The organism is Kitasatospora sp. SC0581, assembly GCF_048159585.1.
In the GTDB taxonomy this organism is placed as follows: domain Bacteria; phylum Actinomycetota; class Actinomycetes; order Streptomycetales; family Streptomycetaceae; genus Kitasatospora.
Genome location: NZ_JBLRWA010000028.1, coordinates 39,256 through 65,052, shown reverse-complemented (window position 1 = coordinate 65,052; position 25,797 = coordinate 39,256). Strand labels below are relative to the sequence as shown.

Annotated in this window: 23 protein-coding genes; 9 read left to right on the top strand and 14 right to left on the bottom strand. The window is 75.7% G+C overall.

The genetic code is table 11. The features are described from left to right. Window positions 1–172: 172 nt before the first annotated feature. The 3 genes from ACLWS4_RS30185 (at window position 173) to ACLWS4_RS30175 (ending at window position 4,614) form a co-directional block, all read left to right on the top strand. A complete protein-coding gene (locus ACLWS4_RS30185; protein WP_416875777.1) occupies window positions 173–2,665 on the top strand; it encodes a molybdopterin cofactor-binding domain-containing protein in 2,493 nt (830 codons plus the stop codon). Window positions 2,666–2,700: 35 nt separating this feature from the next. Then, window positions 2,701–3,168, top strand: coding sequence for a (2Fe-2S)-binding protein (locus tag ACLWS4_RS30180; protein WP_049652133.1), 468 nt, complete (start codon window positions 2,701–2,703; stop codon window positions 3,166–3,168). Between the two features lie 279 nt (window positions 3,169–3,447). After that, window positions 3,448–4,614, top strand: coding sequence for an alpha/beta hydrolase family protein (locus ACLWS4_RS30175; RefSeq protein WP_416875776.1), 1,167 nt, complete (start codon window positions 3,448–3,450; stop codon window positions 4,612–4,614). Between the two features lie 12 nt (window positions 4,615–4,626). On the opposite strand, the gene ACLWS4_RS30170 is transcribed toward ACLWS4_RS30175, so the two are convergent. From ACLWS4_RS30170 to ACLWS4_RS30145, 6 genes are all read right to left on the bottom strand, one after another. Then, window positions 4,627–5,223, bottom strand: a complete 597-nt coding sequence (locus ACLWS4_RS30170) for a TIGR03086 family metal-binding protein (protein ID WP_416875775.1) — start codon at window positions 5,221–5,223, stop codon at window positions 4,627–4,629. A 176-nt stretch (window positions 5,224–5,399) separates the two neighbouring features. Beyond that, window positions 5,400–6,164 carry an SDR family NAD(P)-dependent oxidoreductase gene (locus tag ACLWS4_RS30165; RefSeq protein WP_198959499.1) on the bottom strand — a complete coding sequence of 255 codons (765 nt, stop codon included), beginning with the start codon at window positions 6,162–6,164 and terminating at the stop codon, window positions 5,400–5,402. 329 nt (window positions 6,165–6,493) lie between these two features. Continuing rightward, complete coding sequence (locus ACLWS4_RS30160) at window positions 6,494–7,237, bottom strand: transglycosylase family protein (protein WP_416875774.1); 744 nt, start codon at window positions 7,235–7,237, stop codon at window positions 6,494–6,496. Between the two features lie 556 nt (window positions 7,238–7,793). Beyond that, entirely contained in the window at window positions 7,794–8,462 is a 669-nt protein-coding gene (locus ACLWS4_RS30155) for a response regulator transcription factor (RefSeq protein WP_049652130.1), read from the bottom strand. A gap of 150 nt (window positions 8,463–8,612) precedes the next feature. Beyond that, window positions 8,613–10,313, bottom strand: a complete 1,701-nt coding sequence (locus ACLWS4_RS30150; RefSeq protein ID WP_416875773.1) for a sensor histidine kinase — start codon at window positions 10,311–10,313, stop codon at window positions 8,613–8,615. Between the two features lie 147 nt (window positions 10,314–10,460). Then, window positions 10,461–12,992 (bottom strand): SpoIIE family protein phosphatase, encoded by a 2,532-nt coding sequence (locus ACLWS4_RS30145; RefSeq protein WP_416875772.1) that lies wholly within the window; start codon window positions 12,990–12,992, stop codon window positions 10,461–10,463. A gap of 94 nt (window positions 12,993–13,086) precedes the next feature. Here ACLWS4_RS30145 and ACLWS4_RS30140 point away from each other — a divergent pair, with 94 nt between their 5' ends. The 3 genes from ACLWS4_RS30140 (at window position 13,087) to ACLWS4_RS30130 (ending at window position 15,521) form a co-directional block, all read left to right on the top strand. After that, on the top strand, window positions 13,087–13,413 hold the full coding sequence (locus ACLWS4_RS30140; protein ID WP_117493083.1) for a DUF4326 domain-containing protein: 327 nt from the start codon (window positions 13,087–13,089) through the stop codon (window positions 13,411–13,413). Window positions 13,414–13,517: 104 nt separating this feature from the next. Continuing rightward, a complete protein-coding gene (locus ACLWS4_RS30135) occupies window positions 13,518–14,855 on the top strand; it encodes a PQQ-binding-like beta-propeller repeat protein (RefSeq protein WP_416875771.1) in 1,338 nt (445 codons plus the stop codon). A 30-nt stretch (window positions 14,856–14,885) separates the two neighbouring features. Continuing rightward, window positions 14,886–15,521, top strand: coding sequence for a uridine kinase (locus ACLWS4_RS30130; RefSeq protein ID WP_416875770.1), 636 nt, complete (start codon window positions 14,886–14,888; stop codon window positions 15,519–15,521). Here the strand turns inward: ACLWS4_RS30130 and ACLWS4_RS30125 are convergent. Then, window positions 15,469–16,317, bottom strand: a complete 849-nt coding sequence (locus tag ACLWS4_RS30125) for a DNA-formamidopyrimidine glycosylase family protein (protein WP_416875769.1) — start codon at window positions 16,315–16,317, stop codon at window positions 15,469–15,471. The two genes, ACLWS4_RS30130 and ACLWS4_RS30125, sit on opposite strands and share 53 nt — an antisense overlap. Before the next feature lie 52 nt (window positions 16,318–16,369). Then, on the bottom strand, window positions 16,370–16,831 hold the full coding sequence (locus ACLWS4_RS30120) for a universal stress protein (RefSeq protein WP_049659205.1): 462 nt from the start codon (window positions 16,829–16,831) through the stop codon (window positions 16,370–16,372). A 148-nt stretch (window positions 16,832–16,979) separates the two neighbouring features. Here ACLWS4_RS30120 and ACLWS4_RS30115 point away from each other — a divergent pair, with 148 nt between their 5' ends. Next, complete coding sequence (locus ACLWS4_RS30115; protein WP_416875768.1) at window positions 16,980–17,363, top strand: hypothetical protein; 384 nt, start codon at window positions 16,980–16,982, stop codon at window positions 17,361–17,363. Window positions 17,364–17,376: 13 nt separating this feature from the next. Here the strand turns inward: ACLWS4_RS30115 and ACLWS4_RS30110 are convergent, their stop codons facing one another. From ACLWS4_RS30110 to ACLWS4_RS30100, 3 genes are all read right to left on the bottom strand, one after another. Beyond that, the gene (locus ACLWS4_RS30110; RefSeq protein ID WP_117492875.1) at window positions 17,377–18,375 is read right to left on the bottom strand and encodes a zinc metalloprotease; all 999 of its coding nucleotides are present in this window, start codon (window positions 18,373–18,375) and stop codon (window positions 17,377–17,379) included. A 93-nt stretch (window positions 18,376–18,468) separates the two neighbouring features. Further along, complete coding sequence (locus tag ACLWS4_RS30105; protein WP_416875767.1) at window positions 18,469–19,164, bottom strand: AAA family ATPase; 696 nt, start codon at window positions 19,162–19,164, stop codon at window positions 18,469–18,471. 135 nt (window positions 19,165–19,299) lie between these two features. Beyond that, the gene (locus ACLWS4_RS30100; protein WP_049659071.1) at window positions 19,300–20,226 is read right to left on the bottom strand and encodes an LLM class F420-dependent oxidoreductase; all 927 of its coding nucleotides are present in this window, start codon (window positions 20,224–20,226) and stop codon (window positions 19,300–19,302) included. Window positions 20,227–20,390: 164 nt separating this feature from the next. Here ACLWS4_RS30100 and ACLWS4_RS30095 point away from each other — a divergent pair, with 164 nt between their 5' ends. Then, on the top strand, window positions 20,391–20,744 hold the full coding sequence (locus ACLWS4_RS30095) for a DUF6401 family natural product biosynthesis protein (RefSeq protein WP_049659067.1): 354 nt from the start codon (window positions 20,391–20,393) through the stop codon (window positions 20,742–20,744). A gap of 38 nt (window positions 20,745–20,782) precedes the next feature. Here ACLWS4_RS30095 and ACLWS4_RS30090 read toward each other — a convergent pair whose 3' ends face one another. Then, complete coding sequence (locus tag ACLWS4_RS30090; protein ID WP_049659068.1) at window positions 20,783–21,589, bottom strand: mechanosensitive ion channel family protein; 807 nt, start codon at window positions 21,587–21,589, stop codon at window positions 20,783–20,785. 201 nt (window positions 21,590–21,790) lie between these two features. Between ACLWS4_RS30090 and ACLWS4_RS30085 the strand changes: the two genes are divergently transcribed. Then, window positions 21,791–22,555: an alpha/beta hydrolase gene (locus ACLWS4_RS30085; protein ID WP_369808358.1), complete on the top strand. Its 765-nt coding sequence runs from the start codon at window positions 21,791–21,793 to the stop codon at window positions 22,553–22,555. Between the two features lie 28 nt (window positions 22,556–22,583). Here the strand turns inward: ACLWS4_RS30085 and ACLWS4_RS30080 are convergent, their stop codons facing one another. Together ACLWS4_RS30080 and ACLWS4_RS30075 are read right to left on the bottom strand one after the other, a co-directional pair. Further along, window positions 22,584–24,959, bottom strand: coding sequence for an FtsX-like permease family protein (locus tag ACLWS4_RS30080; protein ID WP_416875766.1), 2,376 nt, complete (start codon window positions 24,957–24,959; stop codon window positions 22,584–22,586). Continuing rightward, a complete protein-coding gene (locus ACLWS4_RS30075; protein WP_416875765.1) occupies window positions 24,959–25,756 on the bottom strand; it encodes an ABC transporter ATP-binding protein in 798 nt (265 codons plus the stop codon). Before ACLWS4_RS30075 ends, ACLWS4_RS30080 begins: the two co-directional genes overlap by 1 nt. Between the last annotated feature and the right edge of the window lie 41 nt (window positions 25,757–25,797).

Sequence of the window (25,797 nt, the reverse complement as noted above, 5' to 3'; positions counted from 1 at the left end):
CGCCAGTTGGCGCCTCCGAGCCCGTCCCGGCGGCCCTGCTCCGGCCCCGCCCGCAGCTCCGAAGCGCCGTCCGTACCCGCTCCGACTCCGCTCCCGCCGACCGCCGCACAACCGTGATCGGGCCGACCAAGGGCCAACTTTGACCGTGTTGACCCGTCAGTAGCCTCCTTTTATGCTCAACGGCGTTCGCGATCCGGCACCGGCCCGGGGCCGCCCCGCCCGCCCGTTCCGTCGCCGTCTCCGGCCCGAAGGGTGTCCTCCCATCAGCACCTCCCTCGCCCCCTCGGACTCCAACGGCCGACCGCGCGACGCCGGGCACCCGCACGGTACGGCTGCTGCCACGGACGCCCCGGGCACCGCCGGCGCTCCGGCCGACCCGGACGCCCCGGGCACCTCCGGCGCTCCGGCCGACCCGGACGCCCCGGGCCCGGAGGGCACCCGCCGCCGGCGCTTCCTCACCTACCTGTTGGCCGCGCCCACCCTCACCGTCGGCGCCCGCCTCGGCGCCGACGCCGTCGCACCCGCCACCGCACAGGCCGCCCCGCGCCCCGTCCCGTCCCCCGCCGCGGCCGCCGTGCCGGTCCGCGAGACCGCCCTCCCCCAGCAGCTGATCGGCCTGCCCGGCATCCCGGACATCGTCGACCTCGGCGACGCGATGATCATCGCCGGGCTGCCGACCGCCCACCTGCTGGTCCTCGAAGTCACCCCCGCCGGACGCGCCGTGCTGCACCTGCCCCGGCTGGAGGTCGGCCAGGGCCTCACCACCGCGATCGCCGTCATCGTCGCCGAGGAGCTCGACGCCCGGCTCTCCGACGTCGACGTCCCGCTCTCCGACGCCCGCCCCGAACTGCTCTTCAACCAGCTGACCGGCGGCTCCAACTCGATCCGCTCGCTGTACGACCCGGTGCGCGCCGCGGCCGCCGCCGCCCGGGCCCGGCTGGTGACCGCCGCCGCCAGGCGCTGGAACGTTCCCGCGCCCACCCTGCGCACCGCCGACTCCGCCGTCCTCGCCCCCGACGGCCGCCGGCTCGGCTACGGCGACCTCGCCGCCGAGGCGGCCACCGTCGCCGCGCCCGCCGTCCCGGCCCTCCCCAAGACCCCCGACCAGCTGCGCCTGGTCGGCCGGCCGACCGGCCGGATCGACGCCCGCGACATCGTCACCGGCCGTGCCAAGTACGCCGGGGACCTCGACGTCCCGGGCGCCGTGCCCACCGTGGTCGCCCGCCCGACCACCGTCAACGGCACCCTCAAGTCCCTGGACGCCTCCGCCGCCCGCGCCATGCCCGGAGTCCTCGGGGTGGTGCGGATCCCGACCGGCGTCGCCGTCCTCGCCGAGACCTTCGACCAGGCGCTCAAGGCCCGCGACGCACTGCGCACCACCTGGAACCCGGGGCCGGTCGCCGGCCTGTCCGACGCCGACGTACGGTCCCGGCTGCGCGCCGCCCACCTGCCGTCCCTCCCACCGCCGCTGCTCTCCCACCGGGTGGAGGGCGAGTTCGACTTCGCCTTCGTCAACCACGCCCCGATGGAGGTGCTCACCGCCGTCGCCGACGTCCGGCCGAACCGGGCCGAGCTGTGGTTCGCCGCGCAGAGTCCGATCCTCGCCCAGGGCACCATCGCCGCCGAACTCGGCCTGCCGACGAACGCCGTCACCGTCCACGTGGTGCGCGGCGGCGGCTCGTTCGGCCGCCGGCTGTTCTTCGACGCCGCCCTGGAGGCCGCCCAGGTCTCCAAGGCCGCCGGCCACCCGGTCAAGCTGATGTGGACCCGCAACGACGACATGCGCCACGGCCGGATGCGCCCCGCCAGCCACCACATCGTCCGGGCCACCTACGGCCTCGGCCAGGTGTTCAGCTGGGAACACCACGTGGCCGGCGTCCGCACCGACCTCGGACACGGCCTCGGCGACGTGTTCACCGCCGCCGGCTACAAGCTCCCGCTGGCCGGACTCACCGGCGCCGAACTGTTCTTCCTGCTCACCGAGAAGATCCCGTACGACGTCGGGGTGACCAACCAGCTGCTCGCCGAGGTGCCGCTGGAACTGCACACCGGCAGCTGGCGCTCCGTCTACTCCGGCACCGTCCGGGTCTCCGACGAGATCATGATGGACGAACTCGCCCGCCGGATGGGCCAGGACGAACTGGCCTTCCGCCGCGACCGGATGCGCAGCACCACCGGGCGGGCGGTGCTGGACGAGCTCGCCAAGCGGGGCCGCTGGGGCCGCCCGATGCCCCCCGGCCAGGCCCAGGGCATCGGCTACCACGACGAGCACAGCGCCTGCGTCGCCTACCTCGTCGAGCTGGACGCCACCGACCGCGCCAACCCCCGGGTCACCAAGGCCGTCGTCGTCGCCGACGTCGGCCGGGTGATCAACCCCACCGGCCTGGAGGCCCAGCTCACCGGCGCGCTGGTCGACGGCATCTCGGTGATCCTCCAGGCCGGCAACCACCTGGACAACGGCGCCTTCCGGGAAGGCAGTTACGGCGACTTCCACTACGCCCGGCAGCGGCACACCCCGCCGGTGGTCGAGATCCACCTGATGCCGCCGAGCGGACCGCCCGGCGGCGCGGGCGAGCTGGGCGTCCCGGCCGCCTCCGCCGCCGTCGCCAACGCCTACGCCCGCGCGACCGGCACCAGCCCGCGCTCCTTCCCGATCAACTTCTGACCACCAGCCGAGCCAGCCGAGGAACCGCGACCCCCATGCCCAGCCACACCTTCGTCCTCAACGGGCAGCCCGTGACCGTCGAGGCCCCGGACGACATGCCCCTGCTCTGGGTGCTGCGCGACAAGCTCGGCGTCACCGGCCCCAAGTACGGCTGCGGGGTGGGCGTCTGCCGCGCCTGCACCAGCCACCTGGACGGCCAGGAGTTCCAGCCCTGCACCCGTTCCGTCAAGGACTGCGCGGGCCACACCGTCACCACCATCGAGGGCCTGGCCGACGGCGAGGTGCTCCACCCCGTCCAGGAGGCCTGGCTCGCCTGCGACGTCGCCCAGTGCGGCTTCTGCCAGCCGGGCCAGATCATGACCGCCGTCGCCCTGCTGCGCCGCACCCCGAACCCGACGGACGCGGACATCGACCAGATCCAGAACATCTGCCGCTGCGGCACGTACCCGCGCATCCGCGAGGCGATCAAGCAGGCCGCCACCCGGCAGGGCGCCAAGCCCTGAGCCCTGGGCCCGGGTTCGGGTTCGGGTTCGGTCCCGCTGCCAGCCCGAACCCTGGCGTCACCGGTCCAGACCACCCAGGTCCTCTCTTTCGGATCACGTCGGATCAGCGCGCGGCGTCGGAGTGCGTGCATCGCAAGGCGGAGGAGGGAGTCCATGCGGAGCATCGGCGACCGACGACAACGCGGCGAGGTGCGTGCTCCGGCGTCGCGCGCCCGGCGTGATCCGAAAGAGAGGGCCTAGACTGACCGGGCCCCGTCGCCGAGCCGGCAAGGATGACGCATGATCAGGCGCCGTTCACTGCTCGCCCTCACCGGCCTGGGCGGGACCGCCGCCCTGCTCCCCGCCGGGCCCGGCCTCGCCGCCCCGACCGCCCCGACCGCCCCGACCGCCCCGCCGCGCACCATCGACCTCCCCGCGCCCACCGTCGGCCGGCCGGTCGGCACCACCAGCCTGCACCTGGTCGACCACGACCGGCTCGACCCCTTCGCGCCCACGCCCGGCGCGCGCGAGCTGATGGTGCAGCTCTGGTACCCGGCGCGCGGCACCGCCGGCCGGCCCCTCGCGCCGTACACCACCCCCCGGGTCGCGGCCGTGATCGAACAGGCCCTGCCGATGGACCCGGGCACCCTCGGCCTGGTCCGCCCCACCGCCCGCGCCGGCGCGCCCGCCCACCCCGGCCCGCTCCCCCTGCTGCTGCTCGGCCACGGCCGTAAGGGCGGGCGCAGCAACTGCACCGCGCTGGCTGAGGAGTTGGCCGCGCACGGCTACCTCGTCGCGGCTCTCGACCACACCTACGACGCCGCCGCCGTCGAGTTCCCGGACGGCCGGCTGGTGCGCAGCGTCCTGTCGGAGGAGCCGCCGGACTGGGACGCCGCCGAGCGCGAGGAGATCGCCGCGCGGGTCGGCGACCTGCGCTTCGTGACCGGCCAACTGACCGGCGGCCGGCTGCCGTTCCGGGTCGACGAAGCGCGGATCGGCGTGCTCGGCCACTCCATGGGCGGAGCCGCGGCCGCCGAGGCGCTGCGCCAGGACCCGCGCTTCCGGATCGGCCTCGACCTGGACGGCGGCCTGTTCGGCTCCCCCGTCCCGGAGCTCGGGCTGGACCGGCCGTTCCTGCTGCTCACCTCGCTCGACGACCACGACACCTGGCGGCGCTGGCGCGAGCACCACCACGCCTGGGGCCGCCAACTGCGCACCCTGGGCGCGGGCCACTTCAGCTTCACCGACCTGCCGCACGCCGCCGTCCCCGGCAACCTCCCGGGCCACCTGCCCCCCGAGCTCTACGCCGCCCTGCTCGGCACCATCGCCCCCGCCCGCGCCACCGCACTCACCCGCGCCTACGTCCTGGCCTTCGCCGACCACTTCCTCCGCGACCGCCCCGCCCCGCTCCTCGACGCCCCGTCCCCGCGCCACCCGGAGATCGAGTTCCGCTGGAGCCGCCGGTAGGCGCCGACCCCGTCAGGTGGCCGCCGGGTCGCGGCCGAAGAAGGCGGCGAGCCGGTCGTACGCCGGGGCGTCCTCGGGGACGTCGACGGCGGGCCCGAAGGCGTGCTGCTCCTCCTCGGTGCCCCGGTACTCGGGTTTGAGCGCGCCGGTCGCCCAGGCGAGCGCGGCGAGCGCGACCTCGTGGTCCAGGCCCTCGGTGGACTGGCCGGTGGCATGGGCCAAGTCCCAGCCGTGGACGGCGAATTCGGTGGTCTGCTGGTCCACCGGGAAGCGGGCCGGGAGGGTGCCGACGCCGGGGACCTCCAGGGTGCCGCCGAGGTCGCCGGCCGCGCGCCAGGCGTCGACCAGCTCCTCCGCCCCGGCCTCGAAGGCGTGCAGCCAGTCCTCCTCGACCCGTTCGAAGGGCTGCGACCAGTCCGGCTGCCCGCCCTTCGCCCGGACGGTGAACTGCCGCAGGTCGTGCAGGAGGTGGCTGACCAGGTCCCCGACGTCCCAGGAGCGGCAGGGCGTCGGGTGGCCGGCCAGCTCGACGCCGGTGCCGTCGATCAGCCCGGCGGTCTGCGCGAGCGCCCGGGCGAGCAGCCCGATCGGGTCTTCCGCTGCGGTCATGGCACACCTCTCGGTACGGGTCCCGGTCCGGGAGCACGGGTCGTGCCGGGCGATCGTAAGCGCGTGCGCCGACAACCGCCCGGCGCGACACCGGGCCCGCCGCCGCCTGGGGCGCGCCCCGCGGATCCCTGCCGGGCCTGCGGGACACGCCCCGGGGACCTGCCGTCGAACCCGCGTCAGGCGGCGAAGCCGCCGTCCACCGCCAGCTCGGCGCCGGTGACGTACCGGCCGCCCTCGCCGACCAGGTAGGAGACCGCGGCGGCGACCTCCGCACCGGTGCCGAAGCGGCCGAGCGCGGTGAGCTCGCGCTGGCCCTCCGCCGCGGGGCCGCCGGCCGGGTTCATGTCGGTGTCGATCGGCCCCGGGTGGACCAGGTTGGCGGTGATCCCGCGCGGCCCGAGCTCCCGGGCCAGCGCCTTGGTCAGGCCGATCAGCGCGGCCTTGCTGGTCCCGTACAGCGTGGCGCCGGGGAAGGCGACGCGCTGGGCTATGCAGCTGCCGAGGTTGACGATCCGCCCGCCCTCGGTCAGGTGCGCGGAGGCGGCCCGGGCGTACAGGAAGGGTGCCCGGACGTTCACCTCCAGGACCCGGTCGACATCCTCCAGCGTGAGGTCGCCGATCGGGCCGAGGACGCCGACGCCCGCGTTGTTCACCAGGACGTCCAGCCTCCCGAACCGCTCGACGACGGCCTCGACCACGCCCCGCACCGCCTCCGGGTCGGCGCTGTCCGCCCGTACGGCCCAGCCGGTCCGCCCCATCGCGGTGATCTTCGCGGCGACCTCCTCGGCCCGCTCCGCGCCGCCCTGGTAGGTCAGCACCACGTGGGCGCCGTCCTCGGCGAGCCGCAGGGCGACCGCCGCCCCGATCCCCCGGCTGCCGCCGGTCACCAGGGCCACCTTGCCGTCGAGGCTGTCGAGCACTGCCGCACCGTTCATCGTCATATCTCCAGAACTCCTCGTTCCGATCTCGGACATGACTCGATCCTGGCCCGGGGACCTTCAAACCTCCGGCGGTATTCGGACGTTGCGTTCAACGTTCAACCAAGTCTCGACGTGCTCCCGTGCCCCGGCGTGTGCGCCGACCACCGGTGGTGCGGTCCGACCGCCGGCCGCCCGGTCCGGGGCTCCAGCGGGAACGGACCGCGAACGCGCCGGGACCGGCCGAGCGGCCGCCCTGATGGGGGCGGCCGCTCGGCCGGTCGGCAGGGCTCCGTCGGGCGGCGCCCCGTCGGACGATCGGCCGGTCGGACAGCCGTCAGACGGTCAGTCGGTCAGACGGTCAGCGTCTGGCCCGGGAAGATCAGGTCCGGGTCGGCGCCGATGGTGCGCAGGTTCTTCTGGTACAGGCTGTCCGTGTCGGTGTCGAACTTGGCCGCGATGTCGCTCAGGGTGTCACCGCTCCTGACGGTGTAGCCGCCCGCGGCGGTGTTCTTCGGCGCGACCGGCGCGGACTGCGCCGGCTTGGCCGAGGGCTGCCCCTTGGGCGCCTGCTGCGCGGCCGCCGGCTTGGCGGCGGGCTTGGCCGCGGGCTTGGCGGCCTTCGTGGCCGGCTTGGCGGCGGGCTTGGCCGCCTTGGCCGCCGTGCCGCCCGAGGTGTCGGCGACGGCCGGGGCGCCGCCCTTGCCCAGGCCCGCCCTCTGCGAGCAGACGGGCCAGGCGCCCGCACCCTGCGAGGCGAGGACCTTCTCCGCGACGGCGATCTGCTGCGCCTTGGTCGCCTGGTTGGCCTGGGAGGCGTACGCGGTCCCGCCGTACGCGGCCCAGGTGGACGGGCTGAACTGCAGTCCTCCGTGGAAGCCGTTGCCGGTGCTGGTGCTCCAGTTCCCGCCGCTCTCGCACTGGGCGACGGCGTCCCAGGTCGAGGAGGTAGCGGCGGAGGCCGAGGTGGCCGTGACGAGGCCGGCCACCGGCAGGGCCGCGACGGCGGCGCCCGCGAGGACCGCCATCCGCACGCGGTGGCGCTTGGTGGTGGCGGTGGTGTCGGTGGCAGCGGCGGTCTCGTGACGGGGATTCATACAGTTCCTCTCGACAAGTCCCGGGTGGGCATGCGGAACCAGGCCCGGGACATGGGCCGGCAGTCTTTCGCTCACCTCACTCGACGGGCGGCCGGACACGTGTCGGACGTGCCGTGCCGCCCCGGTCACCTCCGCACGCCGACGGCCTGTTCGAGCCGGTCTCGTCGGCGGGCACCGCCCTCACGCCGCGGGTCAGTCGGCGGGCAGTGCGTCGGGGTGAACCCGGGTGGCGCTCGTTGCGCCGCCAATGAAGCTAGGGGGCATCACCCGGACGCAGCAAGCAATTCTTCGACGTCGCAGGTCAGTTGACTGTTACCGGCGGTACGGGTCAAAAAATCATGCCCGATTTGACCATTTTTGACCAGATTTCCAAGATCAAACGGTCAAATTCCGTGCCCTCACTCACACCTGTCCGCCCGAGAAAGCCGTCACACCATCCACGCGGAGGAACCGTCAACTGACGCACCGTCACCACCGCACCCGGAGTTCCCGGTTCCGCGCCGCCGTCGAGTGGCATCCGTCACGCCCGACACGTACGGCGACCGCGCGAACACCCTCAGCGACGGCCGTCGAGCTCCGCGTCCCGCGCCAACAGCGCCGCCTGGACCCGGTTGTCGCAGCCCAGCTTGGCCAGGATCCGGCTGACGTAGGTCTTCACCGTCGCCTCGCTCATGTGGATCCGCGCCCCCGCGTCGGCGTTGGACAGACCCTCTCCGAGCAGGGCCAACACCTCCAGCTCGCGCGGGGTGAGCACCTCCAGCCGACGCCGCGCCGCGACGGCGCGGGCGGCCAGCGAGGCGCTGCGCCCGGAGGCCAGCGAGTCGACGATGTGCCGGGTCGCGGCCGGCGAGAGGAAGGCGTTCCCGCCCGCCGCCGCCCGGACGGCCTGGATCAGCTCGTGCGGCGCGGTGTCCTTGAGCAGGAAGCCGGCACCGCCCTCGGTCACGGCGCGCAGGACGTTCTCGCGCTCCCCGAAGGTGGTGAGGATCAGCGCCCGCGCGCCGGGGGCGACCTTCGCCAGTTCCCCGAGCGCCGTCAGCCCGTCCATCACCGGCATCTGGATGTCCAGCAGCACCACGTCCACCCGGTGCGCCCGCGCGAGCTCCAGCGCCTCCCGCCCGTCGGCGGCCTCCGCGACCACCTCGATGTCCTCGGCGGAACCGAGGATCATCCTGATTCCGGCCCGGATCAGCGGCTCGTCGTCGGCGACGAGGACTCGGATCACGCTGGTCATTCCCCTCGAACGGTGCTGTGGGCTGCGGCACCCATCCTCACATCCCGGCAGGACCGTTCCGAACCACCCCGATCCGGACCAGCGTGATCCGAAACCGGCCCGGCCCGCCCGGCCGGGGCACCCGCCCGCGCACGGGGGCACTCAACCGCTGATCACGTACTCCTGTTTCTCCACCAGTGCCCCGTCCCGGAAGCAGAATCGCGCCACGTGCTCCTCGTTCCAGCCGGCGCCGGGCGCCCCGTTCAGGGCGAACCAGCGGCAGTGCGCGCCCTCCGGGATCTCGGGCCCTGTCCCCTTATACGTGTCGGTGATGAAGTCGTTGCCGCGCGGCAGCGTCTGCAGCACCTCGGACTCGGCGGTGCCCACCCTGATCTGGTCGTACATCGGCTGCTGCACGGTCGCGTCGTTGGTGCCCTTGACGAAGGCGACCACGCCCCAGACCGCCAGGCCGAGCACGGTCACCGCGATCGCGACCACCCCGAGGGCGCAGCCCATCGCCGGACTGCGCCGCTTGCGCTCCGGCTCCTCGACGGGCGGCAGGCCGTCCAGCATCCAGGCCTCGGCCCCGTCCGCCGCCGCGTCCTGCTCCTCCCCTTCATAGGGGAGCACCGCCGCCAGCCGGAAGCCCTGCTCCGGCGTGGGCCCGGCGTGCACCATGCCGCCGACCAACCGGGCGCGCTCCCGCAGGCCGGTCAGCCCCTGACCGCCGCTGACGGCCGCGCCCACCCCGACGCGTGCCCCCACGAGCTCCGGCGCGCGGGCGTTGGTGACCTCCACCACCAGCGCGTCCGGCTCGTACCGCAGCGCGACGCCAATCGGCGCGCCGGGGGCGTGCTTGTGCGCGTTGGTGAGCGCCTCCTGCACGATCCGGTACGCCGCGTGGTCGACGGCGGCCGCCAGCGGACGCCGCTCCCCCTCCACGGTGAGGTCGATCCCGGCCCCGGCCGCCCGGGAGGAATCCACCAGCCCCTCGATCCCGTCCACCCCGCCCCGGGCCGGCGCCCCGGCACCCGCCCCGGCGGCGGCCGACCCGGCGGTGGGCACCCCGCCGGCCGCCGGGGCGGTGGCCGGCACCGCCGTCGACTCGTCGTGCAGCACCCCGACCACCTCGCGCAGCTCGCGCATCGCCGCGACCGCCGCCTGCCGCAGCACCCCGACCGCCTCGCGCTGCCGGTCGGTGAGCGTCCGGTCCACCTCCAGCGCGCCCGAGTGCACCGAGATCAGTGCCAGTTGGTGGCCCAGGCTGTCGTGCATGTCCTGGGCGATCCGGTGCCGCTCGCGCAGCCGCGCCTGGTGCACCACCATGACCCGCTCGCGCAGCAGCTGCTCGTTGCGCTCGCGCAGCGCGTCCAGCAGGGCGCGGCGCTGCGCCCGGTAGCGGCCGTAGAGCGCGGGCAGCACGGCCACCACCAGGAAGGCCCCGAACGACAGCGGCAGCAGCAGCTTCGGCGAGAACGAGGCGCCCTCCTTCAGCACGCCCGTCATGGTGAACAGCGCCCAGCCCACCACGAAGGTGCCGACCAGCGACCAGACCCGGCGGATCCGCGCCCCGGCCGTCCAGCCCGCGCAGACCAGCATCGGGATCGAGCCGACCGCCCAGCCGGCGGCGGCCGCGACGACGACCAGCACGGTGGCCGGCAGGCCCTTGCGCAGCACCCACGCCACCGCGACCCCGACGCCGACGAGCACCGCCTGGCCGGTGTTGGAGAGCAGCTCCATCAGCGCGGCGAAACCGCCCATCATCAGGGCGAGCAGTGCCTCGCCCACGACCCGCCGGGGCCGCCAGGGCCCCGGCAGCGCCGTCCGTACCGCCGTGTTCCAGGCCCGCGCGATCGCTTCCACCCGTCGAGGCTATCGGTCCGGCCGGGTCATCCGCCGTCCTCCTTCGTCGCCGCCCCCGCCGACGAAAGTCGCCTGGTCGGCCCCGTCCCGGTGACCTGCCCGCCCGGTCCGCACGGCACGGCCGCCGGGTCCGAACGGCGCGGCCGCTCAGCCGAAGGCCGTGAGCAGCAGCGCCACGTCGTCCACCCGGCGGGCGGAGCCGACCTCGCGCAGCAGCCGCTCGGCCGCCTGCTCCAGTCCCTCCCCCGCCACCGCCCGGGCCAGCGCGGCCCGCAGCCGGTCCACGCCCTGGTCGATCGCCACCGCCGGGTCCTCCACCAGCCCGTCGGTGTACAGGGCGAGCACCGCCCCACTGCCCAGCCGCAGGTCGCTGACCGGGTAGTCGGCCCGCTCGTCCACCCCGAGCAGCGGCCCGCCCGGGACGTACAGCGCCTCGGCCCGCCCGCCGGGGTGGCGCAGCACCGGCGGGAGGTGCCCGGCCCGGGCGATCCGGCCGAGCCCGACGGCCGGGGTGAGCCGGACCAGGCAGCAGCTGGCGAGCAGCCCGGGGTCGAGGTCGAGCAGCAGCCGGTTGGTGCGGGCGAGCACCTCGTCGGGCGGGTCGCCACCGGTGGCGAAGGCGCGCACGGCGCTGCGCAGCTGTCCCATCGTGGCGGCCGCGCCGACGCTGTGGCCCTCGACGTCGCCGATCACCAGGGTGACGTCCCCGCCGGTGACGATCGCGTCGTACCAGTCGCCGCCGATCTCCATGCCCTGGGTGCCGGGCAGGTAGCGGGCGGTGATCCGGATGCCGGGCACCTCGGGCAGCCGGTGCGGCAGCAGCGCCTGCTGCAGGCCGCGGGCCAGGGCGAACTCGGCGTCGTACAGCCGGGCGCGCTCCAGGGCCTGGGCGATGAAGCCGCCGAGCGCGGTGAGCAGGCCGCGCTCCTCCACGGTGAACGGGCGCGGCAGGTCGAAGCCGACGATGCAGGTGCCGACCGGACGGCCGGAGGCGATCAGCGGCAGGAAGGCCCAGGCGCCCATCTCGTCCAGGGCCAGGCCGGGGTAGGTGGCGGCGAGTTCGCGCACCGACTCGAAGAAGACCGGGGTGCCGGTGCGGAGCGTCTCCGCGCCGGGCACCCGGGTGTCCATCGGGATGCCCTCGAAGGCGTCCAGGAAGCCGTCCGGGTAGCCGGTCTGCGAGAGCAGGTGCAGGCGCTGCTCGCGCACCGCGTAGATGGCGAGCTCCTGGCCGCCGAAGGCCGGCAGGAGTTCCTCGGCCACCGCCCGGCAGACGTCCCGGACGGTGACCGCCTCGGTGAGCGCGCTGGCCAGTTGGAGCAGGTGGTGGGTGCCGCCCATCCCCGTGCGGGCGGCGGGCGGCGGCGGGACGGCGGCCGGCTCGGCGGCGCCGGGCGGGGCCTCGGCCGCGACCACCCGGGCGGTGACGCCGTGCGGGTCCGGGTAGAGCGAGAAGGCGAGCCAGCCGTCCGGCGGTCGGGCGGCCAGGAAGGCGGTGGGCCGCTGGGAGAGCTGGGCGGCGCGGTAGCGGTTCTCGTAGAAGGGGTCGGCGAGCCAGGGCAGCGCCTCCCACGGGGGGCGGTGGACCAGGTCCTCGCGGCGGGCCCGGAGCAGCGGCTCGACGGCGCGGTTGGCGTAGCCGATCCGGCCGTCCTGGTCGAGCGCGAACACGCCCTCGGGCAGCCGGTCGACGGCGGCCGCGGCGGCGGTCAGGCTCCGGAGGTCCAGCACCGCGCCGACCAGGTGGGTCCGGCCGTCGGAGATCGCCCTGGGCACCCGGGCCCACAGCTCCACCGGGTACGGCAGGCCGTCCGGGCCGAGCACCCGGACCCGGGCGGCCAGCACCTCGCCGCGCTCCAGCGCGATCCGGGCGGCGGCTCGGAACCCGGGCAGGTCTCCGGGGGCGACGCGACGGCCCAGGGCGGCCACCGTGCCGTCGAACTCCCCGGGTCCGAAACCGAAGATCTCCAGGAACTGGGTGTCGGCGGCGAGCGACCCGGTGGCCACGTCCCAGTCGAACATCCCGACCCGGGTGGTCGGCACCGACGGCGGCGGCAGCTCCACCACGGCCGCCTCGCAGCCCGGCTCCACCGACTGCCCGGACTCCGCCAACCCGGCCAGGCCGTCGGCCAGTTGGGCGGCCGCCTCGGCCAGCCGCCGGGCCGCCGGCGCCGCCACCCCGTCGTCCGAGGCCGGCCACAGCGCGGTCAGCACCCCGAACGTCTCCCCGCCGCGCCCCACCGGCTCGCAGGCGGAGACGAAGTCGTACGGCAGGCCGACCGCGAGCTGCGGGAAGCGCCGCATGGTGTCCTCGGCGTCGGTGAGGACGACGGCTCGCCCGGTCCGGAAGGCGACCGCGACCGGCAGCGGCCCCGCGGCGGCCACCCGCCGGAACGGGCCCATCACCGACAGCGGCACGCCCGCGATGGTGCGCAGCACCAGCGAGCGCCGGTCCCGCGAGCGCAGGTACACCAGCGAGCCGTACGCCCCGGTCGACTCCAGCACCCGGCGCGCGGCCAGGGCGAGCAGCTCGTCGCGCCGGTGGTCCGCCCGCCGGGCCGTCTCCCGGACGGACGGCGGGGCCGCCCGGCCGGTCTCCGCGCCGGCCCCGGGCTCCGGCGGCCGGTCCGGGCCCGGCCGCGCCCCAGGGGCCCCGCCGGTCGCGTGCGGATGGCGCATGCTCTTTTGCTACGCCCGGCCCGCACCGGTGTCAAGGCGAGCCCGCACCGGCCCCGGGCTGCCCCGGGGCCCGCCGTGCGCCAGCATGGACGGCATGCCGAGCGAACCCCGCCGCACCACCGTGGTCAACCTCAAGGGCCACCGCGACGACCCCGGGTACCGCGACGTCGTCTACGTCGGCCGCGCCATGCACCGCGGCGGCTGGCACCTCGCCGAGTCCCCGCTGCACTGCCCGTACCGCCCCGGCCCGGACCTCACCCGCGAGGAGATGGTCGCCAGGTACCGCGCCCACCTGCTCGCCCACCCCGACCTGCTCGCCCTCGTCCCGCCCCTGCGCGGCCACCGCCTCGGCTGCTGGTGCGCCCCGCTCCCCTGCCACGCCGACGTCCTCGCCGACCTCGCCGACCACCCGCCTGCGTGATCCGCTTTCCCCACCTCTTCCACCATTTCGTATGCATAGCTGACTGTTCGATATTCTCCGGGCGGGTGGCGGCGTGGGGCCGCCGGTGGGGAAGCGAGAGCCGTATGCAGTCGTCGTCCGGGGGTCCCGCGAGCGGGACGGCGTGGCAGTGGGACGAGGAGACGGACGGCGGCGGGGCCCCCGAGGACGTGATCGCGGGCGGCGGGGAGCGCGCGCGGCCGAGCCGGCGCCGGCTGCTGCTCGGGGCCGGGGTGCTCGCGGCGGGCGGGGCCGCCTGGGCGTTCGGCCGTTCGGGTGTCGGCGGGGCCTTCCCCTCGCCCGGGCCGACCGGGCCGGTCCCGACCGCGCTGTCCGGGCCGACGCCGCTCTGGACGTACCGCGGCCCGGAGGCGATGACCCCGGAGCGCCTCACCGACCCGCCGAGCCACCCGGTCTACCTCTCCAGGAACGGCCTGCAGGTCCTCGACCACGAGAAGGGCACCGCCGCCCGGCTGCTGGTCTTCGACCCGCCGGCCGCCCGCAGCTGGCCCATCGACGGCGACGTGCTCGGCAAGGTGGTGGTCGGGCCCGACCACCTCTTCACGATCTACGAGGGCCACCTCGACGCCCGGCACTTCACCGACCCGGTCGGCGACTGGAGCCTGCCGCTGCCCGACGACCTCCAGGGGCAGGTCCGCCTCGCCGGCTACGACCGCCAGGCCCCCGGCATCCTCTACGGCTACGCCTGGGGCCGCCCGCGGTCCGACGGCACCCGCACGGAGAACCGCCTCTTCGCGCTGCGGGTCACCGACCGCTCCCTGCTCTGGTCCGTCCGCACCGAGCAGACGGAGCAGCCGGTCACGCCCGCCACCCACATCGGAGGCGGCCTCCTCGCCTGCCTCCGCTTCCTCGGCGGCCGCGCCGAGGTGGTGGCCCGGGACGCCGCCACCGGCCGCGAGCTGTGGACCGCCCCCGGTGAGGAGGACCTGCGCTGGTGCGTCGCCGGCTCGGGGGGCTTCTTCGTCCCGGACGGCAACGGCGGCGTGCGCAGGCTGCTTCCCGCCGGCGAGCCGGGCTGGACCTACGCGCCCCACCGGGGCGAGTCCTGGCGGGCGCTGCCGCCCCTCGAACACGGCGGCCGGGTGTACGTCCCGTGGGACCAGGGTGTCGTCAGCTGCCTCGACCTGTCCTCCGGCGCGGAGCTCTGGTCCTGCCGGCTGCCGTTCCCGCTGGACCGCCGCAGCCGTCCGCTGGTCGCCAGGGACACGCTGTTCGTCCCGGGTACGGCGGCCGGCGGGGTCAGCGCGATCCACCCCGCGACCGGCGAGCTGGGGTGGACCTTCCACGACTCCGGTCCGGGGAAGGACGTCTGGACCCTCGCCACCGACGCGGCCCACCAGTTCGACGGCACCCGCCTCTACGCGGGCCACGACGACGTCCTGCACGCCCTCCCCCTGAACTGAGCGCCCCCTACGACACGGCAGGACGGCCCGATGCAGGTACGCCCGATCTCCCCCGACAACCTGGCCGAGCTGCTCGCCGACCGCATCGCCGCCCTGCCCGACGCCCGCGGCCGGCGCCTGCGGGTGGCCGTGGACGGCGCTGCGGCCGCCCGCCCCGGGGCGCTCGCCGACGCGCTGGTGGAGCCGCTGCGGCTGCGCGGCCACCCGACGCTGCGGGTCTCGGCCGACGGCTTCCTGCGCCCGGCCTCGATCCGGCTGGAGTACGGCCACCAGGACGCGGACGCCTTCCACGACCTCTGGCTGGACGACGGCGCCCTGGCCCGCGAGGTGCTCGACCCGCTGGAGCCGGGCGGCAGCGGCCGCGTCCTGCCCTCCCTGCGCGACCCGGCCACCGACCGGTCGACCCGCGCCCCGTACACCGAACTCCCGCCCGGCGGCGTGCTGTTGCTGGACGGCGCGCTGCTGCTCGGCCGCTGGCTGCCGCTGGAGCTGACCGTCCACCTGGCGCTCGGCCCGGCCGCGCTGGCCCGCCGCACCCCGGCCGACCAGCAGTGGACGCTGCCCGCCTTCGCCCGCTACGAGGCGGAGACCGGGCCCGCCGCGACGGCCGACGTCACCGTCCGGGTGGACGACCCGCGCCACCCCGCGCTGGTCGAGCGGCCGTGACCTCCGGGGCCGGGCCGCGCTGGCAGTACGGGCACCAGAACACCGTCCGGTCGCGCGGCGGCGAGCCCTGGCGCCCGGTGACGACGGGGGTGACGCAGCGCGGGCAGGGCCGTCCGGCCCGGCCGTAGACCCAGTGCTGGTAGCCGGGCCGGGTGTCGCCGGTGGTGATGTGGCCGGGGCGCAGCTTGTTGGCCTCCAGCATCTGCCGGGCGCGCTCCACCAGCCGGTCGGGGTGCGGGAGTTCGCCGACCTCGGTCCACGGCGTCACGCCCGCGACGAAGCACAGCTCGTTCGCGTAGACGTTGCCGATCCCGGCGAGGTTGCGCTGGTCGAGCAGGGCCTCGACGACCGGGCGGCCCGGGCGGGCGAGGAGCCGGCAGACGGCCTCGACCGGGTCCCAGTCGGAGCCGAGCAGGTCGGGGCCGAGATGGCCGACGATCCGCCGTTCGTCGGCGGTGCGCAGCAGTTCCACGACGGGCAGCCGGTAGCCGACGGCGGTGCCCCGGTCGGTGCCGAGGACGGCGCGGATCTGCCACTCCGGGCCGCCGGTCCACCGCTCGCCGGGCCGGTAGACCACCCAGCGGCCGTCCATCCTCAAGTGGGTGTGCAGGGTGAGGCCGCCTTCGAAGCGGGCGAGCAGGTGCTTGCCGCGCGGGGCGACCTCCAGCACCCGGCGGCCGGTGAGGTCGGCGGTGGCGTGCGCGGGCACCCGCAGGTCGGCGCTGGTCAGCGGCTGTCCGGCGAGGGCCTCGTGCAAGTGGGCCGCCACGCGGTAGACGGAGTCACCTTCTGGCATGCCTCCATTCTGGTCCGCGCGGCGGCCCGCCGGGGCACCGCCCCCGGGTGCGCTACTCCGACTGCTCGGCGGCGCCGTGGGCCTCGCGCACCACGACCACCGGGCAGGGCGCGTGCTCGGTGAGGTGGCGGCTGACCGAACCGAGCAGCACGCCGGAGAAGCCGCCCAGGCCGCGGCTGCCGACGACGAGCAGCGCTGCGCCCTTGGCGGCCTCCAGCAGCGCCTGGGCGGCGTTGCCGGGCATCACGCTCTCGGTGATCCGCACGCCGGCGTCGTCGCCGGCCACCTTGGCGACGGTCTCGCTGAGGGTCTTCCCGGCGAGCTCCTCGGGGTTGAAGGCCTCGACGGTCGGCACGCCCGCGCCGGCCCAGCCGTAGAAGGCCGGGTACTCCCAGGCGGCGATCGCGTGGACCGTCCCGCCGACGGCCCGCGCGTAGTCGATCGCCCAGCGCAGCGCCTGCTCCGAGGCGGGCGAGCCGTCCACGCCGACGACGATCCGGGGATTGGCACTCATGCCCTTGCTCCTTCGGTTGCTCCTGATCGGTCCCGACCCTCCGAACATAGATCAAATCGGACAAACGGTCGGTATCTGCCACGCCGGAAGCGGCCCGCCGCATTCAATTCCAGTGCGCGCGGCCCGCGACGCCTGCGAGGATCCCCGGATGCCGCACAAGCCCCGCCGCCGCACCGGCGGCTTCGCCGAGGTCCTGGCCGCCCTGCCGCCGAAGGAGGAGCACGAGTACTGGAACCTCGACGACCCGCTCGCGTCGGGCGGCTTCGTGGACGCCGGGGGGCGCTACTGGCGGCTGGCCCGCGGCCCGGTGGACCGGCGACTGGCGAAGCGGCTGGCGGTCGACGCGGACGAGATGACGCTGGGCCTGTGGGGCCGACTGCACGAGGCCTCCCCGGGCGTCTTCGTGCCCGCCCTGCTCACCCCCGAGGAGCGGCCGGCCGCCTGGCTGGACGCCTCCGCCCTGGAGTACCTGGCGTACGAGTTCCGGGCCTCCGGCGACCGGACGCTGCTCTACCTCGTGGTGCGCTGCTGATCCGCTGTCACCGTCAACTCCGGTAGGCCGCCCAGATGTTGGCCATCCGCTGGACCTGTCCCGGGGTGAACCTGGTCATGCAGGAGTCGTAGCTGTAGTCCATGAAGTTGTGGATCGGGTCGAGCCCGGGGCCGGGGCAGGTGTCCCGGCCCTCGGGGCAGCCGGAGGCGGCGGTGCGTTCGGCCGGGGTGTCCTCCACGTAGTCGCCCGGGGCCCGGCAGCCGTTCTGGAAGGTGTGGAAGAGGCCGAGCCAGTGGCCGATCTCGTGGGTCGCGGTGTCGCCCTCGTCGTAGTGGACGGCGGAGCCGCCCGGCAGCGAGGCGTCGAGCACCACCACGCCGTCGTCGGTCGGGTGCGTCCGGTAGGCGTTCGGGAAGGTCGACCAGCCGAGCAGGGAGTCGCCGAGCCGAGCGGTGTAGAGGTTGAGGGTGCCCTGGTCGCCCTTGCGCAGGGCGGTCTTCATCGCCTGCTCGGCCGAGGAGCCCGGGGTCATGCCGGTGTACCAGGAGGCGTTGTCGCTCCAGTCGGTGCCGACCAGTTCGAAGTGGAACGGGCTCGGGACGTTGCCCTCGCCCTGGCCGCCGTAGCTCTCGTTGAGGTGGTCGATCTGGCCCGCGACGGCGGCCGCGTCCAGCCGCCCCTCGTCGCCGTCGTGGATCACGTGGAAGTAGACCGGGATCGTGGTCGGGGCGGCGGACCGGACCCGGCCGACGCCCAGTTCGGCGAGCCGCTGGGCGAGGTCCGCCTGCATCGCCCGGGCCTGCCGGGGGCTGACCGCGTTCGGGTCCCGGTCCGGCCGGCTGCCGGCCGGCAGCCGCGCCGCGACACCGCCCGCACCGACGACGTCGTCCGGACCGACGCCGTCGTCCGCGCACCGCTCCACCGCCGGAGCGACGGCGGCGCGGTGCGCGGCCGGTGCGGCGAACTGGCTCAGACCGGCCGCGGCGACCAGCGCGGCGGCGCAGGGGAACAGGCGTGGGGCACGCGAGCGCACCCGGGCAGTACGGCGCATCAGCGCTCCTGACAGGGGAGTTGACGGGGTGTCGGCCGCGCCCGTGGCCTGCTCCGGCCGGACCCGCCGGCGCCCGGCGCGGACCCGCCGAGACTACGACGCCGTGAAGTCGATCCCCCGCAGGGCGCGCGCGGCGGCCCGGTCGAGTACCACGGCCGACGCACAGCCGGCGGGCAGCCGTCCGGCCTCCAGGATCCGGCGGCGCAGCCGGGCGACGGCGGCCTGGTGCCGGGCGAAGGCGTAGCGCGAGACGCCGCGCCGGCGCCGCCGCTGCCCGTCCAGCGCCTCGGCCGGGTCGGCGTCGAGCAGCAGCAGGTGCACCCGGCGGCCCTGCCGGGCGGCGGCCCGCACCAGCCAGGCCCGCACCCAGGGCTGGGTGCCGCAGTCGTGCACCGCGAGCGGCCCGCCGTCCAGCACGGCCCGGCGCAACCGCAGGTAGTGGGCGAGCCGGGCCAGCGGGCGGTAGAGCGCGTACGGCAGGCGGCCGGGCAGCCGGGCCGCGTACTCCTCGCGGACCAGCTGGGAGTCGATCAGCGGGGCGCGGACGCAGCGGCGCATCAGGGTGCTCTTGCCGCTGCCGGGCAGGCCGGTGACGACCAGCAGGTCCCCGGCCGGGTAGCGCAGGACCGCCGGCCCGGGCCCGCGCAGCTCGTGCCGGGCGCTCGGGTCGTGCGGCGCGTGCGATGCGGACGGGTCGTCCGGCGCGGGCAGGACGACCCGTTCCCCGGCGATGCGCGGCGGCGGCACCCTCGGCGCCGCCGCCGTCCACACCGTTCTCGTCCCACTCACCCGGTCTCCCCCCGCCGTTCCCCTTCGAGGAGCATCGCTCATTCCCAAGAACGAGTAAAGGGCGGAGGTCGGAGCGGGTACGGACGACCACGGCCGGGCCCGGAGCGTGGCGGCGTCGAGGCCCGGCGGCGGGTGTCAGCCCAGCTGCGGGGCGATCCGGGAGGCGATCAGCTCCAGGTGGTCGAGGTCGTCCAGGTCGAGGATCTGGAGGTAGAACCGCTCGCTGCCGACCGCCGCGTACCGGCCGATCTTCTCGACCACCTCGTCCGGGGTTCCGGCCAGGCCGTTCTCCTTCAGCTCGTCGACCTCGCGGCCGATCGCGGCGGCCCGGCGGGCGACCTCGGCGTCGTCGCGGCCGACGCAGGCCACCATGGCGTTGGAGTAGACCAGGTCGTCGGCGGAGCGCCCGGCCGCCTCGACGGCGGCGCGGACCCGGCCGAACTGGGCGGCGGTGTCGTCCACCGAGGCGAACGGCAGGTTGAACTCGTCGGCGAAGCGGGCGGCCAGGGCCGGGGTGCGCTTGGGGCCGAGGCCGCCGACCAGCACCGGGACGTGCTCCTGGGCGGGCTTGGGCAGGGCCGGCGAGTCGGTCAGCGTGTAGTACTCGCCGGCGAAGTCGAAGGTGTCGCCGAGCTTGGTGTTCCACAGCCCGGTGATGATCGCCAGCTGCTCCTCCAGCCGCCCGAACTTCTCCTTCGGGAAGGGGATGCCGTACGCGGTGTGCTCGGCCTCGTACCAGCCGGCACCGAGGCCGAACTCGACCCGGCCGCCGCTCATCGCGTCCACCTGGGCGACCTGGATCGCGGTGACGCCCGGCAGCCGGAAGGTGGCGGCGGTCATCAGGGTGCCCAGGCGGATGGTGCTGGTGTCGCGGGCGAGGCCGGCCAGGGTGATCCAGGCGTCGGTGGGCCCGGGCAGGCCGTCGACGTCGCCCATCTTCAGGTAGTGGTCGGAGCGGAAGAAGGCGCTGAAGGCCCCGAGCTCCTCGGCGGTGCGGGCGACCTTGAGGAGGGTGTCGTAACTCGCACCCTGCTGGGGTTCGGTGAAGACGCGGAGATCCATGCCGGCCATTCTGGTACGGACCGACCGGTGATCGGCACAGCGCGTCCGCCGCGCCACGGACCGTTTCCGATCCGGCCGGGTGGGGCGGCAGGGGTGGCCAAGGTCTCAGTACGGAACCGTCACGGGCGCCCGTTCCCGCTCGGAGGGTCGCCTACCGTGGACGGATGTTCGCGACCCCCGACGAGTCCTTCCGACGCTCCCCCGACGAGCCGGCCGGCTGTCCGCTGCCCGGCATCGTGACGGCCTTCACGCCCCGGCTGGCCGAGTTCGCCTTCGAGCCCGGTTTCGTCGCGGCGGTCGACCAGCACGCGGCGATGCTGCGGGAGCTGCTGTACGCGCAGGGGCCGGAGCTCGCGCCCCGGCCCCTGGACCGTGAGGAGTTGTCGGACTACGCGCTGGGTTTCCTGGACGCGCTCGCCGAGATCGGCTGGCGGGAGCCGGTCGGCCACGACTACGCCGTGATCCGGCTCACCGCGATCTGCTGGCTGGTCCGCGAGCAGGGCCTGCTCGGGGTCTGAGCCCCGGCAGGCCCTCCCGGACCGCCCGGTGCGGCGGGCTACCGGTTCTGGTCGCCCTCGATGCCCGGCGCGGGCGGGGTGCCCGGACCGGTCTGGGTGGTCGGCCGGACCGGCTGGTTGGACAGCGCGTCGGAGCGGCCGGCCTGGTAGGCGGTGCCGCGCAGCCGGGCGGTCTCCCGCTCGGCGCCGTCCAGCCACCGCTCCCAGCGCTGGCGCATCGGGATGATCAGGCCGCCGCCGACACCGACCACCAGCACACCGGCGATGGTGGCGAGCGCGGCGATCAGGACCGGCCCGGTGATCGAGGTGGCGATCCCGGCCTGGCCCAGCGCGGCGATCACGCCGAGGCCGACGATGAACGCCCAGACCAGGGTGGAGACCGTCCGGCCGTACGAGGCGCCGGAGAGCGTGCTGCCCACGATGTCGCGCACCGCGTTGGCGATGGCCATCGCGACCACCACGATCACCACGGCGACGATGCCGCGCGGCAGCCAGGCGACGATGCTGTGGATCATCGTGCTGATCGGGTTCGAGCCGAAGACGCCGAACGCCAACTGCAGGGCCATCAGCAGGACGATGTAGTAGACGACCTTGCAGATGATGCCGGTCATGTCGTACTTGGAACCCTGCAGGTGGGCGGCCACTCCGGACCGCTCCGCGACCCGTTCCGAGCCGACCCTGCGCAGCACCCGGTCGAGGATCTTGGCGATCGCCTTGGCCACGAACCAGCCGACGACCAGGATCGCCAGGAAGGCGATGAACTGCGGAATGACCTTGGCGATCTTCGACCAGGCCTCGGTGAAGCCCGACCCGAAATCGACGGACAGTGCGAGCTGCTGAGCCACGGAGTCCTCCACTCGGTGACACGGCGCCACGAGCGGGCGCTTCGGCCCCCCACCCTTCGTGGATAGCAGGCGCCCGCCCCGGCCGCGCGCGCCCGGTGTCCGGGATGGTCCCCTCGGGTGAATGCTCCGGCCGTCCGCACGCGTACAGTGGCGGTCCGGGGGGACGGGCCACGGGGCGGGACGGACGGGACGGTGCGGCAAGTGGGCGGTACGGCGGCGGAGCACGCGGTGGACCACCGGGCGCTGCACTGGCGGGTCCGACCGGAAGCGGCCCGGGCCGCCGTCCTGGTCCTGCACGGCGGCGAGGAGCACAACGTCGCCCGGCCCGGGCGCCTCAACCTCCCGCTGCTGCGGATGCACGGCTTCCTGCGCGCGCTCACCAGGGCGACCGCGCGGGACGGGGTCGCCATCGGCACCGTCCGCTACCGCCACCGCGGCTGGAACGGCGAACGGGCCGACGCCGCACGGGACGCGACCGCCGCGCTCGACGAACTCACCGCGCTGCTCGGACCGGTGCCGACCGTCCTGGTCGGCCACTCGATGGGCGGGCGCGCCGCCCTCCAGGCCGGCGGACACCCCTCCGTCACCGGCCTGGTCGCCCTCGCACCGTGGTGCCCGCCCGAGGACCCGTGCGACCAACTCGCCGGGCGGGACGTCCTCCTGCTGCACGGCGACCGCGACACCGTCACCCCGCCCGCCGAAACCCGCGCCTTCGCCGCCCGCAGCCGCGCCGCGGGCGCCCGGGTCTGCGGCTACACCGTCACCGGCAGCGGCCACGCCATGCTCCAGCGCCTCCCCGACTGGCACCGCGCCACCACCCGCCTCACCACCGCCCTCCTCGGCCTCCACCCCTTCCCCGCCGAAACCGCCTCCGCCCTCGCCCTCCCACCCGCCTCCCGCGAAGCCCTCACCCTCCCCCTCCCACCCCAGCCCCGCCGCGCCCCGGCCCTCCCGGCCAACCCCTGAGGCACCGGGGCCCCGCGGGGCCGGTTCCTCAGGCCCGGCGCAGCACCCGCCAGGTCACCAGGCCGGCGGTCGTGCCCGACAGCAGCAGGCAGGCGAGCACCACGGAGGCCAGCGCCGCCGGGTCCAGGTGGAGCGTGACCGGGGCTCCGGTGCTCTGGGCGAGGCCGGAGGCGAGACCGGCCAGCGGCGGGAGGGTGGCCAGCAGTCCCAGCAGGGTGCCGATCGCGGTCACCACGGCCGCCTCGCCCGCGGCCAGCAGGACCAGTTGGCGGACGGTGCCGCCGGTCGAGCGCAGCACGGCGAGGTCACGGCGCCGGCCGTGGGCGGACAGGGCGGTGCTGTTCGCGGTGGCGATCGCGCTGTAGCCGACGGCCACGGCGATCAGCATGGCGGCCAGGCTGTCGGTCAGCCGGGCGTCGGTGTCGTAGTCGTCCAGGGCGTAGCGGACGGCGTCGTGGACGGCCGTGCCCGGGACGACCGCCACCGGATCCGCCTCCGCCGGGACGAACAGGTCGTCGCCCAGCGCGGCCGGGTCGTGGCCGCGGACCAGGCTCCGGGCGAGGACGAAGTCGCCGCGGGCCGGGTCGTCCGGCAGGATCCCGGCGATGAGCAGCGGGACGGTCGCCCCGTCGGCGAAGCGGACCGGGTACCGCTGCCCGGCCGTCACGCCCAGCCAACTCGCCATGGACGTTCCCAGCACCGCCTCGCCGGGCCGGCTCCAGGCCGGGTCGCGGGAGCCGAGGGCGTCGATCACGACGGTCGTCCCGTCGGCGCGGTGGACGAAGGCGCGGGTCGGCAGGGCGGCCTTGCCGACCGGGTGGGCGTCGGCCGCCTCGTCGGTGAGGCCCGGGGTGCCGTCGTTGGTGACGATCGCCTGGCCGGAGAGCCGCAGCGCCTGGCCGGCCGGGTAGGCCGCCCGCATCGTGTCCACCGCGCCGCTGAGCAGCACGGCGAAGCCGACCGCCGCGATCACCGGTGCCGCCGCCGCGGCGGCGCGGGACGCGCCCGCCGTCAGCCCGGCCCGCAGCAGCAGCGGGCCGGCCGTACCGAGCCGTCGCAGTGGTGCGGTCACCACCCGGCCCACCGGGCCGACCAGGACCGGGGCGAGCAGGGCGGCCGCCGCGATCAGCAGCATGGTGGCGGTGATCGCCAGGCTGATCCGGCGGTCCGCGGCGGCGGTCGCGGTGAGCACCGCGCAGCCGGTACCGAGGCCGAGCACCGCCAGTCCGCCGATCAGCCGGGTGCGGCCCAACTGCCCTTCCCCCGTACGGCTTTCGTGCAGTGCCTGCAGTGGCGCCACCCGGGCGGCGGGGCGGCTCGCCGCCCAGGCGCCGAGCACGCTGACGCCGATGCCGGTCGCGGCGGCGGTGAGCAGCGGCCAGGCCGTCACCCGCACGGTGAGCCCCGGCGGGGCGACGTCCAGGCGCAGCAGGGCGTCCCGCAGCAGCGGGGCGGCCGCGAGCCCGGCGAGGCAGCCCGCCGCCGAGCCGAGCAGGCCGACCAGCGCGGCCTCGCCGAGCACCATCCGGCGCAGTTGGCCCGGGGTGGCGCCGAGGACGCGCAGCAGGCCGAGTTCGCGCCGCCGCAGGCCGGTGGCGAGGACGAGCATCGAGGCGACCACGAAGCCGGTGGTGAACAGGCCGAGGGTGGCCAGCGCGGCGATCACCTGGGTGCCGAGGAAGCGCCGGTGCTCGACGTGGCGGGGCTGGAGCGCGGCGCGGCCCTCGCCGGTGACCACGCCCGCCCGGTCGCCGACGGCCGTACGGGCGGCCGCGGCCAGGCGGGCGGGCGGGGTGCCGGGGGCGGGGAGCAGGGCGATCGTCCGGACGCCCGGGTCGCGCTGCGCGGCGGCGGCGTCGCTGAGGTAGTACCCGGGGCCGTCCACCGTGCCGACGACGGTGAACTCGGTACGCCCGGCGGTGAGGTTGACGGTCAGCCGGGCGCCGGCCGGGACGCCGAGGGACCGGTCGACCACCACCTCGTCGGCGGCCTCCGGCCCCCGGCCGGTGAGCAGCCGGTAGGGGGCCAGCCGCGCCGAGGACCAGCCGTGGCCCGCCTCGGCCGCGCCCTCGTCGGGGACCGGCCTGTCGTCCCGGACGGCCTGGGCGTAGAAGGCGCGGTCCACCACGACGGCCGCCACGCCGGGCGCCGCGCGCAGCCGGTCGGTCAGGGCCCCCGCCTCGGCGGCGTTCCACGGGACGCGGTCCTCGGCACTGCCGCCGCGGCCGGTGGCCTGCGGCGGGAGCACCAGGGCGGTGGCGGCGGAGAGGCGGGGCTGGACGGCGGGCCGGGCGGACTCGTGGACGGTCAGCGTGGCGGTGATCAGCCCGACGCCGACCAGCACGGCGAGCCAGCACGCGAGGTGGCTCGACCAGCGCTCACGGACGTTGGCGACGATCAGCATCACGCCTCCAGCCGGGCCATGCGGGCCGCGACGGCGGCGGCGGCGCGGGCGTGGTCGCCGTCGAGGTCCAGCCGGTCGGCGATCCGGCCGTCCTGGAGGAAGACCACGGTGTCGGCGACGGCGGCGGCTGCCGGGTCGTGGGTGACCATGACCGTGGTCTGTGCCCGCTCGTCCACCAACCGCCGCAGCAGGCGCAGGACTTCGCCGGAGGTCCGGGTGTCCAGGGCGCCGGTGGGCTCGTCGGCGAAGAGCACGTCGGGGCGGGTGACCAGGGCGCGGGCCAGGGCGACGCGCTGCTGCTGGCCTCCGGAGAGCCGGCTCGGCCGGTGCCCGGCGCGCTCGGCCAGCCCGACGGCGCGCAGCGCGGCGGCCACCTCCTCGCGGCCGACGGTCCCGCCCTTCCGGCGGCCCGCGAAGCGCGAGGGCAGTTCGACGTTCTGGGCGGCGGTCAGCGACTCGACCAGGTTGTACGCCTGGAACACGAAGCCGATCCGCCCGCGCCGCAGTTCGGTGCGGCGGCGCTCGCTCTGGGCGCCGAGGTCGAGGCCGGCCAGCAGCACCCGGCCGCCGGTGGGCCGGTCCAGTCCGGCGGCGCACTGGAGCAGCGTGGACTTCCCGGAGCCGGAGGGCCCCATGATCGCGGTCAGGGTGCCGCGCGGAAAGCCGAGCGTGACCCGGTCGAGCGCGGTCACCGCCCCTTCGCCGCTGCCGTGCACCTTGCGGACGTCGTGCAGCTCCACCACGCCGTGCGGTTCGGCGGCGCCCCGCTCCGCCCTGGGTTCCCGATGGTTCGTCATGCCGAGGATTCCAGCGGACCCGCGGACCGGGGGCACTGATC